The sequence below is a fragment of the Alloacidobacterium sp. genome, assembly GCF_035631355.1.
In the GTDB taxonomy this organism is placed as follows: Bacteria; Acidobacteriota; Terriglobia; order Terriglobales; family Acidobacteriaceae; genus Alloacidobacterium.
On record NZ_DASQIX010000101.1, the window covers coordinates 1 to 14,488 of the forward strand.

At 57.1% G+C, this 14,488-nt stretch carries 9 protein-coding genes; 2 read left to right on the forward strand and 7 right to left on the reverse strand.

The features are described 5' to 3' along the window. Together VEV40_RS17880 and VEV40_RS17885 are read right to left on the reverse strand one after the other, a co-directional pair. Positions 1–1,352: LutB/LldF family L-lactate oxidation iron-sulfur protein (locus VEV40_RS17880; RefSeq protein WP_324834300.1), on the reverse strand; the 1,352-nt coding region annotated here is incomplete at its 3' end. Further along, positions 1,349–2,092: a (Fe-S)-binding protein gene (locus VEV40_RS17885; RefSeq protein ID WP_324834301.1), complete on the reverse strand. Its 744-nt coding sequence runs from the start codon at positions 2,090–2,092 to the stop codon at positions 1,349–1,351. The genes VEV40_RS17885 and VEV40_RS17880, both read right to left, overlap by 4 nt. 212 nt (positions 2,093–2,304) lie before the next feature. Between VEV40_RS17885 and VEV40_RS17890 the strand changes: the two genes are divergently transcribed. Then, the gene (locus VEV40_RS17890; RefSeq protein WP_324834303.1) at positions 2,305–5,019 is read left to right on the forward strand and encodes a glycoside hydrolase family 3 C-terminal domain-containing protein; all 2,715 of its coding nucleotides are present in this window, start codon (positions 2,305–2,307) and stop codon (positions 5,017–5,019) included. Here VEV40_RS17890 and VEV40_RS17895 read toward each other — a convergent pair. The 5 genes from VEV40_RS17895 to cysD all read right to left on the reverse strand — a co-directional run bounded on the left by VEV40_RS17895 (position 4,987) and on the right by cysD (position 10,634). Beyond that, a complete protein-coding gene (locus tag VEV40_RS17895; protein WP_324834304.1) occupies positions 4,987–6,348 on the reverse strand; it encodes an alpha-L-fucosidase in 1,362 nt (453 codons plus the stop codon). The two genes, VEV40_RS17890 and VEV40_RS17895, sit on opposite strands and share 33 nt — an antisense overlap. 51 nt (positions 6,349–6,399) lie before the next feature. Beyond that, positions 6,400–7,242, reverse strand: coding sequence for a sulfite exporter TauE/SafE family protein (locus VEV40_RS17900; RefSeq protein ID WP_324834305.1), 843 nt, complete (start codon positions 7,240–7,242; stop codon positions 6,400–6,402). 98 nt (positions 7,243–7,340) lie between these two features. Then, the gene (locus tag VEV40_RS17905; RefSeq protein WP_324834306.1) at positions 7,341–8,045 is read right to left on the reverse strand and encodes a phosphoadenylyl-sulfate reductase; all 705 of its coding nucleotides are present in this window, start codon (positions 8,043–8,045) and stop codon (positions 7,341–7,343) included. Next, complete coding sequence (gene cysN, locus VEV40_RS17910; RefSeq protein WP_324834308.1) at positions 8,029–9,690, reverse strand: sulfate adenylyltransferase subunit CysN; 1,662 nt, start codon at positions 9,688–9,690, stop codon at positions 8,029–8,031. Before cysN ends, VEV40_RS17905 begins: the two co-directional genes overlap by 17 nt. Beyond that, entirely contained in the window at positions 9,690–10,634 is a 945-nt protein-coding gene (gene cysD, locus VEV40_RS17915) for a sulfate adenylyltransferase subunit CysD (RefSeq protein ID WP_324834309.1), read from the reverse strand. The genes cysN and cysD overlap by 1 nt, the downstream gene beginning before the upstream one ends. Positions 10,635–11,218: 584 nt before the next feature. On the opposite strand from cysD, the gene VEV40_RS17920 reads away from it, so the two are divergent. After that, entirely contained in the window at positions 11,219–14,398 is a 3,180-nt protein-coding gene (locus tag VEV40_RS17920; protein ID WP_324834311.1) for a carboxypeptidase-like regulatory domain-containing protein, read from the forward strand. Positions 14,399–14,488: the final 90 nt, after the last annotated feature.

Sequence of the window (14,488 nt, forward strand, 5' to 3'; positions counted from 1 at the left end):
GTCCAGTTCCCCAGCATTCCGGGCAGGTGTTTCACCCATCCATCAGACACGAAGGGCCACTGGCCGATTCGGCCGAGGCGCTGCGCGGCTTCAAAATGGCGGCGGCCGGAGAAGATGTGCGCCATGGTCTTCATCCCGATGGCTTCCAAATTCACCGCACTCTGCTGCTCGCGCACGACGCGGCCACGTAGGTGGATGAGGACTTCGGGGATATTGATCTTGACCGGGCAGACTTCGTAGCAGGCCCCACAAAGCGATGAGGCGTAGGGCAGCGACTGCGAGTGTTGCATGTCGAAGAGCTGTGGTGTAAGGATTGCGCCGATGGGACCGGCATAGATGGATCCATAAGCGTGTCCACCGGTCTGGCGGTAGACGGGGCATGTGTTGAGGCAGGCTCCGCAACGGATGCAGTGCAGCGTTTGCCGCGCTTCCGGGTCGGCGAGGATGCGTGTGCGTCCATTGTCGAGCAGGACGACGTGGAAGTGCTGCGGCCCGTCGCCTTTATGTACGCCCGTCCAGAGAGAGTTGTAGGGATTCATTCGCTCGCCTGTGGCGGAGCGCGGGAGAAGCTGGAGGAAGACTTCAAGGTCGCGGAATGAGGGAATAACTTTCTCGATGCCTGCAAGAGTGATGAGGACGTCGGGCAGCGTAAGGCACATACGCCCGTTGCCTTCGGACTCGACGACGCAGACGCCGCCGGTGTCTGCGAGCAGGTAGTTGGCCCCGCTGAAGCCGACTTTCACTTCGAGGAATTTTTTGCGGAGATATTTGCGCGCGGCGTTGGTCAGGTCTTGAGGTTCGTCTGTGAGTTCAGGCAGGCCCATTTCGCGCATGAAGATTTCGCGCACCTGTTGACGGTTTTTGTGCAATGCAGGCGCGACGATATGCGATGGCTTGTCTCGGCCAAGCTGCACGATCATGTCCGCAAGATCGGTTTCGTGCGGATGGATGCCATGCGCTTCGAATACCTTATTGAGGCCGATCTCATCAGAGGTCATGGTCTTGACCTTGATGACCTCTTTTCCTCCGTATTGCTTCACCAGATCGATGATGATGCGGTTGGCCTCATCGGCGTCAGACGCCCAGTGGACGTGGCCACCGGCTGCTGTGCAGGCAGCTTCGAATTGCAGGAGATACTCATCCAGATGCGCAAGTGTGTGCTGCTTGATGGCGCTGGCTGCGGAGCGAAGTTGCTGCCAATCGTGCTGTTCACCAACAACGATGGCTCGCTTGCCGGTGATGACGTCGGTGGCGTGGCGGACGTTCTTACGCAGCTGCGCGTCGTCGAGCAGCTTGAATGCCGCTTTTTGGAAGGATGGCGCTTCGGCGGCTTCTCCTACGCGGATGGTCATTGGCTGGCCTCTTCTTCAGTGGACGCAAGAATTTCCGCGAGATGCACAGTCTTGATTCCGGTACGCTGGCGGTGCAGTCCGCCGAAGATGTGCATGAGGCAGGAATTGTCGACCGCGGTGCAGACTTCAGCTCGTGTGTTTTCGACGCAGCGGAGCTTGTCGGCGAGCATGGCTGCGGAGACATCGCCGTTTTTGACAGCGAAGGTGCCGCCGAAGCCGCAGCACTGGTCGATTCCCTGCAACTCGACGAGGTCGATGCCGCGAACTTTTCGTAATAGTCGCAGCGGCAGGTCATTGAGATGCAGGCTGCGCAGCGAGTGGCAACTGGCATGATACGTGACCCGATGTGGGTAATAGGCGTTGACGTCTTCGACCCCGAGCTTGTTTACCAGCAACTCGCTGAGTTCGTAGATGCGCGGCAGCAATTCATCGACAGCTTTGAGGAGTCCAGGGTCGCCTATCGCTTCGGCCATCTTCGGGTAGTGATCACGAATCATGGCCACGCACGATGACGAAGGGATGCAGACGGCTTCGGCGTCTTTGAATATCTCGACGAAGCGCGGCATCAGCGGCGCGGCTTCCACCTGATAGCCGGTGTTGTAGTGCATCTGACCGCAGCAGGTCTGCTCCAGCGGGAAGTCAACCTGATGGCCGAGACGTTCCAGCAGGCGGACGACGCTTTTACCGGTTTCAGGAAAGAGCGTGTCGTTATAGCAGGTGATGAAGAGCGAAATCCGCACTACAATTCCCTCGTTGCGATTTACCAGGGCTAAAGCCCTTGGATTTTTGATCCTTTTCCACCGGCCTAAAGGCCGGTGCTTCTACCAAAAATACTTTGGAGCCGATCTTCAATTACGCTGTCGTTCAAGGTAACGATGGATACTTTAATCAAGAAAATCGGTTTATTAATTCTCTGGCATCTGTACACTGGTGCGGGAAGTTCATCAAACCTATGAAGATTCGTTCCGTTCTCATCTCTGCCGTTGCATTCGTTGCGCTATTCGTTCCGGGCTTCAGCCAGTCTACTCCAGATAAGCCTGTCTATCTCGACCCATCTCAGCCGCTGGAAAAGCGGGTTGCCGATCTGGTTTCGCGCATGACGCTCGAAGAAAAAGTTTCGCAGATGCAGAACCACGCGGCAGCGATTCCGCGGTTGCAGGTTCCGGACTACGACTGGTGGAGTGAGGCGCTGCATGGGGTGGCGCGGGCTGGATATGCCACGGTCTTTCCGCAGGCGATTGGGCTGGCCGCAACGTGGGACACCGGTCTTGAGCAGAAGATCGGCGACACGGTTTCCACTGAGGCACGCGCGAAGTTCAATGCGGCGCAGGCGGAGGACGATCACAGCATCTATCGCGGGCTGGATTTCTGGTCACCGAACATCAACATTTTCCGCGATCCACGCTGGGGACGCGGCCAGGAAACATATGGCGAAGACCCTTATCTGACAGGACAGATGGGCGCTGCCTTCATCAAAGGCATGCAGGGCGATAATCCGAAGATTTTTAAAACGATTGCCACAGCCAAGCACTATGCGGTGCATAGCGGGCCGGAATCAACGCGGCACTCGGTGAATATCGATCCGTCGCCACACGATGTAGAGGATACTTACCTGCCTGCATTTCGCATGGCGATGGTGGACGCGAAAGCTGATTCCATTATGTGCGCGTACAACAGCGTGAATGGCTCGCCAGCGTGCGCGAACCAGGACCTGCTGGTGAAAAGGCTGCGTAGTGATTGGAAGTTCACCGGATATGTGGTTTCTGACTGCGGCGCTATCAGTGATTTCTTCAGCGAGAACGGCCACCACTTTTCGTCCGATGCGGCGCATGCTTCGGCAGCGGCAGTGAAGGCAGGCGATGACTTGAGCTGCGGCACCGAATATGCCGCCTTGGTAGATGCTGTGCATCAAGGACTGATTGATGAGGCAGCGATCAACCAGGCAGTGACGCGGCTGTTTACGGCGCGCTTCAAGCTGGGGCTTTTTGATCCGCAGGGATCAAACGCATATTCGCAGATTACTGCGAGCGAGAATGCCACGCCCGCACATGCCGAGGTGGCGCTCCAGGCGGCGCATGAGTCGATGGTCCTGCTGAAGAATGACAACAACACGCTGCCTCTGGCGAGTTCTGTAAAGACGATTGCGGTGATTGGGCCGAATGCGGAGTCATTGACATCGCTCGAAGGCAATTACAACGGCGTGCCCATGCATCCGGTGACGCCGCTGGCGGGCTTGCAGGCGAAGTTTGCCGACAAGGGACCGAAGGTGCTCTTCTCGCAGGGATCGCCGCTGGTGGCTGAACTGCCGGTGATTGTGCCGAGCAGCGTGTTCAGCGACAAAGACGGGCATCCAGGGCTTGCAGCGGAATATTTTGCCAATCCAGACTTTAGCGGCACGGCAACGACGGAGCATGACGCGCATATTGATTTCGACTGGAATCGCGTCGTGCCCGTTCCGGTGCAGGGCGCGAAGGGATTCAGCGTGCGCTGGACGGGAAATTTTCAACCGCTCGCTCCGGGCGATGTGACGTTCACGGTAGACCACGCGAATTGCGAGCCGCATTGCGCGTCAACATATTCCTACAGCGTGTCATTTGACGGCAAGGAAGTGGCCAGCGATGCCAGTAACGATCCGCATGATCCTGGAAGGCCGCTGAAGTTTACAGTGCATTTCGACGACGCCAAGCCGCATCCCTTCAAAATGGAGTACTCGCGCTCTGGATCGGACTACGGCGCGGGCATTCGGCTGAAGTGGAAGCCGGATGTTGAGCAACTGCGGCAGCAGGCGATCCAGACAGCAAACCAGGCAGATGTAGTTGTTGCGTTTGTTGGCCTTTCACCGGAAGTTGAAGGCGAGGAGATGCCGGTGCATATTCCCGGATTTTCCGGCGGCGACCGCACGGACATTGCGTTGCCCGAGGTGCAGCGCGATCTGCTGGATGCGCTGGCCAGCACAAATAAACCGCTGGTGGTGGTCTTGCTGAATGGCAGCGCGCTGGCGGTGGACTGGGCGCAGCAACATGCGGCGGCGATTCTGGAGGCGTGGTATCCGGGACAGGCCGGGGGCACTGCGATTGCGGACGTGTTGGCAGGGACGGTGAATCCGGCAGGACGCTTGCCGGTTACGTTTTATCAGTCCGTCGATCAACTGCCCGCGTTTGACAACTACACGATGGAAGGGCGGACGTATCGCTACTTCCGGCAGAAGCCACTTTACGGGTTCGGTTATGGGCTGAGCTATTCAAAGTTCGCATACAAGAACCTGAAACTGTCGGCGGTGAAATTAAATGCGGGCGCGCCGCTACATGTGACGGTCGATGTGGAGAATACCAGTGCGGTGGCTGGAGATGAGGTTGCCGAGCTTTACATCACGCCACCTGACGGGCCGGGCAATCCGAACCACTGGCTCGCTGGATTCAAGCGCGTGCATATTGAACCGCATCAGGTAGCGCACGTTGCGTTTGATCTGGACGCGCGCGGGTTGAGCATGGTGGATGCACAGGGTCAGCGCGCCGTAACCGCAGGCGATTATAAAGTGTTTGTCGGCGGCGCGCAGCCCGGCGATACCACTACCGGACTGGAGCAAAAGCTGACAATTACGGGCATGCAGAAGGTGGATGAAGCCGTGGGGCCTTCAGCGCCCTCCATTCGCATTGTCCGCAAATAGCCGGAACTCGCGGATGTGCGCCTCGCCAACGGTAGAAAGCAGGTTGAGACGCACGCGCTGTGCGGTGACCGGCGGGAAGATGTCGATCTTCTTGTGACCGATGGCCTGTGCCTCGACAATGGGCTGCCACGCGCCGTCCTTATAAATTTCAATTGTGTATTTCTGGATGTGCTGGCCGTCGTTGAGCCATTCCATGGTGAGCGCGCGATCAAAGGTCACGGGTTTGGGAAATGTAACTTCCACAGTTGCATGATTCGAACCGACTGGAGCTGACCAGAACGTGGCGGGATCGTTGTCGATAGCAGCGTATTCATCAGGCGATGCAGGCTTGGCATGTTCATCGACGATGAGATTATGGCTGTAAAGCTGCCGGATTGCGTCGCCGAATTCCTTGAGACGCTTTACATCGGCTTCGGGCAGGCGGCCTGTGTTGTCTGGCGCGATGCCGAGCATGAGTTGGCCACCGTGGCCAACGGTATTGTTGTAGACATCGACCAACTCACTGACGCTCTTGAGCGTGCTTTCGTCATTCGGGTGCCAGAACCAGTGCAGCTTGTGCAGCGGTGTGTCGGCTTCGATCGGACGCCAGCGCAAATAGCCGGTGCGGTCGATAACGTTCCAGTTTTCGTATGAGATCGCTCCACTTTCCGTACCTACCCAGCGCAGATCGGCGTATTTGAAGAGCGCGACGTCGGCAAACACCATGGTGTTCGGCTGATAGGTGCGGAGTTCGTTGATGATGCTCTCGAAGTCATACTTGCGGCCAGCGCTGCCTGCTCCATCAAGCCAGAACTCAACGAGATTGCCATAACTGGTTGCCAGTTCATCGAGCTGCTTGAGGTAGAACTCGTCATAGGCTTTGGGGTCTTTGTATTTCGGCTCGTGACGGTCCCATGGCGACAAGTAAATGCCGAACTTTAGACCGTTGGCGCGGGCTGAGTCCGACGCCATGCGCACGAGATCGCCTTTGCCGTTCATCCACGGACTGCTTTTCACTCCGTAGTCGGTCTGCGCGCTCGGCCAGAGGTCGAAGCCGTCATGGTGCTTGGCGACGAGGACGGCGTACTTTGCTCCTGCGGATTTCGCCGCTTTCATCCATTGGTCGGTATCGACGCTGGATGGATTGAAGACTTTCGGATCAGCCGTGCCGTCGCCCCATTCGCGATTAAGAAATGTGTTGGTGCCGAAGTGGATGATGACGCCGAATTCGAGGTCCTGCCATGCGGTTTGCTGCGGCGATGGCTTGATGTCAGAAAAATTCTGGGTGTGGGCAGCGATTGCGAATGAAAGCAGAGTGGCAGCAAGCAGGCAATGGACGGGGGTCTTCAATGTGAGCTTTCTCCTCTTGATTTAAGTATGCAGAAGAAAGCGGGCCGTGGGCTATTGTTTCGCAATTTTCGGAAGATGCAGCATGGCACGCTGCAAATCCGGAGTGGCTGAGAGGTGTTTTACGTGCGATTGCGCATCTGTGCGGATGTGCACGGCCTGATAGCAGAACTGCACACCGATCAGGAAGAGCCACGTCGTTAAAACAAGGCGAAGCTTCCGGTTCGGCAGGCGCGGAGCAAGGGCGCTTCCCGCCAAGGCCCCGAAAAGGCCGCCAACGAGGAGCTTCACCAGCAACGCAGCGTCGAGGTTCTGACTGAGCAGGTGCAGGCCGCCACCAACCAGTGAGAGGCAGAGGCCGAAGGCCAGGTCGGTTCCTACAACTTGCGACGCGCTCAACGTGGTAAGGCCGAGCAGCGCGATGGTGCCCAGTGCGCCGGCACCGGAGGACGAGAACCCAACTTCAGCGCCAATAGGAAGCATGAGCACAGCCAGCCATTTGGGATGGTTGCGCACTGCATTCGGTGTGTTCCTCCCGCGGAATGTTTTGTACAGATGCCAGCCAGAGGTGACAACGATAATGCTGCCGAGCGCAGCGTAGAGAATGCCTTCATGTCCGCGCGCAACGACGCGGCGAAAGAGCCATACTCCGAGGATGACGCCGGGAAGGCCACCGAGCAGCATGTATCCCACGGCGCGGTAGACGACCTGCTTGCGCCACATCTGGATGGGCACGACGATGAGCTTCACAATAGCGGAGTAGACGAGGGCAGTTCCCACGGCGAGCGGCAACGGCACATGCAGAAAGAGCACGAGAATGGGCGCGGTGATGGTGCCGGCGCCGACTCCGGTGACTGCGATGGCGAACGCGATGAGAAAGCCGATGGCCAGTTCCATGATTTTGCCTTGCTGCTGTTTCCATCAGGGGCTAAAGCCCCCTTTTATTCCGAACTCGAACGGCACGGCTGAAGCCGTGTCCCTTCAAAACCTAAGAATTATTGCGCCTGAATGTGAATGCCGCACTCCTGCTTGCGGCCTGACCAGCGGCCGGAGCGCGGGTCGTTCGGGTCTGAAGGCAAACTCGTGCACGGCTCGCATCCGATGCTTGAATAGCCTTTGTCATAGAGCGGCAGGAGCGAAATGCCGTGCTCCTGCGCGTAGTTCCAGACATCGCGGGTAGTCCAGTCGGCGAGCGGGCTGATTTTGAGCAGTTGCTTGCCGCCCGGCAGGGTGAAGTGATCGAGCGCCTGTAGTTGCGCGCGGCTCTTTGCCTGTTCACGGCGCATGCCGGTGAACCACGTTTCGTAACCTGCGAGCGCGGCGAAGAGCGGTTCCACCTTGCGCAGCTTGCAGCACTGGTCCGGCGCGGTTTGGTGGAGGATGCCGAATTGCGCTTCCTGCTCGAGCACGGTCTGGCGTGGTGTGAGGTTGATGAGATTCAAGCCCCATGCTGCAGCCATCTCGTCGCGATATTCGTAGGTTTCCGCGAAATGGTAGCCGGTGTCGAGGAAAAGCACAGGCACGCTCGGGTGAATCGCTTTCACCATGTGCAGGACAACCATGTCCTCAGCCTGAAAGCTGCAGGTGACGCATTCTGTAGCAGATCCAGTTACATTTGCGGCAACCAGCGATTGCGCTTCAGCGATTTTCGCTGCAAGACCAAGCACAACGCTTATTCCAGTTTCAAAACTCAGAGCCATTGCGTCCTCCTGACTGCTCCAGCTCCTGCAACAGAGCATCTGCCTGCGCCTTCAATCCAACAGCCCGCGCACTTGGAAACGAGCGGTGCAGCAATTCATGCCCATCCTGGCCGAGAGTGATGATTTCCGCCTGAGCCTGTGATTTGGACGGCGCGAGCACAGTCAGTCCAGCGCGAAGCAGCGCGCGCCATACTTCCGGCTTCCCGCTGTGTGTGATGACAACATCTCTGCCGCTGGCTGCGAGTCTTTCTTCGAGAACGCTGACCAGGACTTCGCCGGGCAGAACCAATAAGACGGCTTGCGCTTGCGTTTGGCTTGTGTGATAACCCGATGCAATCTCGCGCACCATACCGGCGCCAACGGTTGCATTGTTTGCCGGATCGATCAGGATAAAGCTGCCGGTGATACGGTTATCGCGGTAGGCATCAACGAAGAGAGGCCTGATCGTTTGAATGGAGGCTTCACCGATTTCGTTCAACTGAAGCGTTCGCGCGTCCTGGTGCTCAAGCGTATCGACTTCAAGTCGGCGCGTCACATTCAGTTGCGCTTTCACAATCTGCGACGCATGTTTCAACAGATATGTTTTGTTCGCGGCAAACGGTTCAGCGTGCAGCCAAACCAGCGACGCTTCAAACTTCGTTGTGCTGATTGGCGCATTTTTCTGATTCGCGATCAGGTCACCGCGGCTGATGTCGATTTCGTCTTCGAGGGTGAGCGTGACGGACTGCGGAGCGAATGCGTTTTCGAGTTCGCCGTCAAAAGTGTGAATGGCTTGTACGCGGCTGGTCTGCCCCGAAGGCAGCGCGATGATGGTGTCGCCCGGCTTGATGGTCCCGGATGCAATCTGCCCGGCAAAGCCGCGGAAATTCTGATGTGGGCGGATTACTCGCTGTACGGGAAGCCTGAAGGGCACATCCTGCAAGCGCTCTGATATGGGCACAGACTCAAGATGATCGAGCAGCGTAGGGCCAAAGTACCAGGGCGTTCGCTCACTGGGGGTGACGACATTATCGCCGTCGAGCGCGCTGATGGGGATGCAGAGCAGGTCGGGAATTTCCAGCTTTTCGGCAAGCGCCTGCAGATCACGCTGGTGCTGCGCGAACACCGCTTCGGAAAAATCGGCGAGATCCATCTTGTTGATGGCCGCAACCACATGACGAATGCCCAGCAGCGACGCAATAAAGGCATGACGGCGCGATTGTGTGAGGATGCCTTTGCGCGCGTCGACGAGAACGATGGCCAGTTCTGCGGTCGATGCGCCAGTGACCATATTGCGGGTGTACTGCTCGTGGCCGGGCGTGTCGGCGATGATGAACTTACGCTTCGGCGTTGCGAAGAAGCGGTAGGCAACATCGATGGTGATTCCCTGCTCGCGCTCGGCGCGAAGACCGTCTGTAAGCTGCGCAAAGTCAATCGCGCTTGCGTCGCCGGAGTGGCTGCGCGTGACCGCCTTGATCTGGTCTTCATAGACGCTGCGCGAATCGTAAAGCAGGCGGCCGATCAGCGTGGACTTGCCGTCGTCAACGCTGCCCGCCGTGGTAAAGCGCAGAAGGTCTTTCTGCTGTTCGGAGACGAGAAAATCTTCGATCTCGAACGGAACGGCAGTTTCGGGGGCTTCGTCGAGCACTGAAAAATCCTGCGGCATCAGAAGTAGCCCTCGCGTTTCTTGATCTCCATGGAGCCGTCCTGGTCGTGATCGATGATGCGGTTTGCACGCTCCGAGGACCGGAAGGAAATCAGCTCGGCGATGATCTTCGGCAGCGTATCGGCGTCGGAGCGGATAGCGCCGGTGCATGGACTGCATCCGAGCGAGCGCAGGCGGCAGCGCACCCATTGCTCTTCACCAGGGAGTCCCTTTACAAATGGCTGCTCTACCGGAATGAGGCTGTCGCCGCGCACCAGCATGCGGCGTTCTTTCGCAAAGTAGAGCGGCACAATGGGAATTTTTTCCAGGTGGATGTAATGCCAGATATCGAGCTCGGTCCAGTTGGAGAGCGGAAATACGCGGATGCTTTCGCCGGGGCCGATGCGTCCGTTATAGAGGTTCCACAATTCCGGGCGCTGGTTTTTCGGGTCCCACTGTCCAGCGCTGTCACGGAAAGAGAAGATGCGTTCTTTGGCTCGCGAGCGTTCTTCATCGCGGCGCGCTCCACCGAATGCCGCATCAAAACCGTGCGCTCGCAGGCCGTCGAGCAGGGCCTGCGTCTTCAGAAACCCGCAGCAGCGCTGAGTGCCCAGCGCGATAGGGTTCGCGCCTTTCGCAATCGCATCTTCATTGCGCCAGACGATGAGATTTAAACCAAGCTCGCGCGTGTAATTGTCGCGGAAGGTGAGCATCTCGCGGAATTTGTATCCCGTATCCACATGCAGCAGCGGAAACGGGATCGGCGCGGGATGAAACGCCTTCTGCGCGAGCCGCAGCATGACGGATGAATCCTTACCGATGGAATAGAGCATTACCGGCTTCTGGAATTCAGACGCGACCTCACGGATGATGTGGATGCTCTCTGCTTCAAGCATCTGGAGGTGCGTAAGCCGCGCCGGCGCTGCCGCATCTGGACTGGATGGACTGTAGACTGCTGTACCCATGGCTAGAAATCTCTTTGTGTCGTTTCTGGAGATGGAGCGGGAAATAGAAAACCCACGCTCAGGACTGTCTGCGTGGGTTGATTCCTGCTTAACCTGCTTAAGCTGACTGGATAGAAATCCTATCGACAGCGGCTACACCCTCGCCGACATGCGCTGATGCTGGAACAACAGCGACACTCGATTCGACAGGCGAAGGTACAAAGCATAGAAGCCATGTGTTCATTCAGAATCACCCATATTGACCAATCTGTCAAATTGGGATTTGACCTACGAGATGATTGCCCGTACACTACACAAACCATGGTTCGCGTTTTCAGGATGATCGGTTGTTGTGGCGCAAGCATCTGTTGCATCCGCGCCTGCATGACCGCGAATTAGCCTTCCTGCCGTAAAGGCTTTATTTCCACCGCAGCCGCTGGGTATCTCCGAGCGGTTTTTACTTTTCCCGGTGAGAGAATGAAGCGAATAACTTTCCAATTTGATATTTCCTTCCAGCCAATCAATCTATCTCTGCGCTGTTGTTGATCCCGCCTATCTCGCTAGTTATCCCTAACGAACACAATTGAAACGCTTTGGGAGTTGTTATGAGAAGAAGACTTATACGCGGGATCTCTCTCCTGTTTTTTGTGTCGGCTATTTTCGTTGCGAGCAGGTTGGCCATCACTGCAACCGCTCAGGTTGTAGGAGCGTCGATTACAGGAACTGTACAGGATGCTTCCGGAGCGGCTGTTCCGCAGGCCGCCATAACGGTGCGGAACCTTGAGACTGGGGCCGTTCGCAAGGTCGCAAGCGATGGCGAAGGCCACTATGCGGCGCCCTCAGTGCCGGTGGGCCGCTACGAAGTGACAGCCGAAAAAGAGGGTTTCAACACGGCGACACGCAGCGGTGTAAATCTGGTGATTGGCCAGAGCGCAGTCGTCGATCTGTCACTCGCTGTGGGCGAGGTGCGTGAGCAGGTGGCCGTGACGGATGCGCCGCAGACTCTGAACCCTACAACGCAGCCGATTTCCGGGCTCGTGAGCGAACGGCAGGTAAAGGAGTTACCGCTGAATGGCCGCAGCTTTGACGAGTTGATCACGCTCAATCCGGCAGTCGTGAATTACACCGGGCAGCGTTCCGGCTCAACCGGCACGTCGAACTCTTCTCCGGGAAACATGTTTGCCGTGGCCGGACGACGCCCGCAGGACAATCTTTTCCTGCTGAACGGCATCGAGTATACCGGAGCTTCAGAAATCAACGTGACGCCGGGCGGCATGAGCGGGCAGTTGCTGGGCGTGGATGCCGTGCGCGAATTTAATGTCGTCTCTGACACCTATGGCGCGGAGTACGGCAAGCGCACCGGCGCTCAGGTGAGTATTGTAACCGCGTCAGGCACAAATCAACTGCATGGCAGCGCGTTCGAGTTTATCCGCAACAGCGCTCTTGACGCCCGCAATTATTTCGACCAGGATGACATCCCGATCTTTCAGCGCAATCAGTTTGGCGGGGCGCTTGGTGGTCCTCTTGTAAAAAGCAAGATCCTGCTATTTGGGAACTATGAGGGATTCCGGCAGAATCTTGGCTTGTCGAACGTGACCCTGGTTCCGGACAACGCTGCGCGGGCGCAGGCAGTGCCCAGCGTGCAACCACTTCTAGCATTGTGGCCTGAGCAGAACGGTCCTGAGCTGGGCGGCGGAATTGCCGAGGCATTCAATCATCCACTCCAGCGCATCCGCGAGGACTTTGGGACGACGCGCCTCGACGACAATATCTCCGACAAGGACTCGGCTTTTGCTGTTTACACCATCGACGACTCTGCCGCAAACACTCCGACCGTGAATCCACTGAGCACCGTGGACATCAGCCTGCGCGAACAGGTCCTGAGTGCGCAGGAACAGCACATTTTTTCACCACGCATTCTGAATACGTTCCGCTTCGGATTCTCGCGTGGCGGATATTTCTTTACCGGAGAGACGCCGGTCGATCTTCCCGGATGGGTTGCCGGAAAACCGATCGGCGCAATCGTAATTGGCGGTGGAACGGCCCTGAATGGCGCATCGCAGATCAGCCTCGCCGGCACAAATGCGGGAAGCAATCTGCACGCCGCACGTAATCTCTTCACCTGGGACGATCATGTTTACGTCTCTCATGGGCGGAATCAGCTGGAAGCAGGTGTCTGGCTGCAGCGGCTGCAATCGAATAGCAATCTCGCGCAGTATCAATATGGACAGGCCTCGTTCGGCAGCCTGAGCGCATTTCTACAGGGCACTGTTTCTACCTTTACTGTGATTCCTTCGCCCACAGAACTTGGCTGGCGTTCGCTTGAAGGCGCAGGGTTTGCGCAGGACACACTGCGGTTGCGGCCTAATCTGGAATTGCGGCTTGGCTTCCGTTTTGAATCGACAAACGGCTGGAATGAAGCGCAGGGACGCGCCTCCAACTTCGTCTTCGACGAGAACGGCGTGCTTGAGACGCAACCTCATATCGGCTCGTCAGCCTTTACAACGAATCGCGCCAAGTTTCTGCCCGAGCCGCGCATTGGCGTCGCATGGACTCCATCGCAGAAAGGTGGAACAGTAGTCCATGCCGGATTTGGAATCTATCGCGCGCTCCTCGACAGCCTCGATTACCGTCTCGACCAGAATGCTCCCTTCAATACAACGCAGAGCATCAAGAATATCGCTGTGTCGAAGTTGAATTTTGTTCCGGGTACGCCTCCTCCAGCGGGAACTCTGATCTCGCCGAGCGGCATCCAGCCGGACGCCTATACACCGACACTGCTTTCATGGTCTCTGAATATCGAGCAGCAGATCGCTCCAGCCACCTCACTCACTGTCGGCTATGTTGGCTCTCACGGGTACCATCAGATTCTTTCCGAAGATGTGAACGAGCCAATTCCAACCATCTGCCCAGCATCTCCGTGCCCATCGAATCTGGCGGCTGGAACAGTCTACTATCCAAAGGGCGCAGCGTTTGCTAATCCAAATCTGGCTAACAGCACAACGTGGATTTCAGAAGGCGTGAGTTCCTACAACGGCTTGATGGTCGACGTGAACCGACGGTTTAACCATGGGCTTCAGTTCCGCGGCGTCTACACATTCTCGAAGAACCTCGACAATGGCACGGCATGGAATAGCAGTGTAGGGGCCAATGCACCGGGTTTCGTAATGTATCCGGCAGAGCCGCAACTGGATTACGGCCCTGCGAATACTGATGTGCGCCATCTTGCCGTCCTTAACGGCACCTATGAACTGCCCTTGGGGACCGGCAAGACATGGCTGCGCGGCCTCTCTTCATGGAACGAAAAGCTGGTGAGCGGATGGAGCACGAGCGCGATCGTCAATCTTCAATCCGGACTGTCATTTACTCCGCAGCTTGGCTTCAATCCGTCGAACAATGGAGACAGCCGCAATCCTGTACGCCCTTCCATCAATCCTGATTTTCGCGGCAAGGTCATCGAGGGCGGACCCTCGCAGTATTTCAACCCGCAGGCATTCATTGTGCCTGTATCCGGTACATATGGAAACCTCGGTCGCAACACGCTTACCGGCCCTGGACTTTCATCGCTTGATTTGTCATTGAGAAAAAATACGGCCATCACTGAGCGGCTGAATGTGCAGTTCCGCAGCGAGTTCTTCAACATCCTGAACCATACAAACTTCGGCACTCCGAACACAGTTGTGTATTCTTCGGCATCCGCTGCTCCCTCGCCAACTGCTGGGGTGATTACAACAACTGCGACTACTTCGCGGCAGATTCAGTTTGGCTTGAAGCTGCTGTTTTAGGACATAAGAAAGCGAGACGGTGGCGTAACTCATAGCGAGTTTGCGCCACCATCCACGTCCTAAACGTTCTCAGGCAAACGATCGCAGGCC

Coding starts and splice junctions, on each gene's coding strand:
- VEV40_RS17890 (WP_324834303.1), top strand. CDS start 2,305: ATGAAGATTCGTTCCGTTCTCATCTCTGCCGTTGCATTCGTTGCGCTA.
- VEV40_RS17900 (WP_324834305.1), bottom strand. CDS start 7,242: ATGGAACTGGCCATCGGCTTTCTCATCGCGTTCGCCATCGCAGTCACC.
- VEV40_RS17905 (WP_324834306.1), bottom strand. CDS start 8,045: ATGGCTCTGAGTTTTGAAACTGGAATAAGCGTTGTGCTTGGTCTTGCA.
- cysN (WP_324834308.1), bottom strand. CDS start 9,690: ATGCCGCAGGATTTTTCAGTGCTCGACGAAGCCCCCGAAACTGCCGTT.
- cysD (WP_324834309.1), bottom strand. CDS start 10,634: ATGGGTACAGCAGTCTACAGTCCATCCAGTCCAGATGCGGCAGCGCCG.
- VEV40_RS17920 (WP_324834311.1), top strand. CDS start 11,219: ATGAGAAGAAGACTTATACGCGGGATCTCTCTCCTGTTTTTTGTGTCG.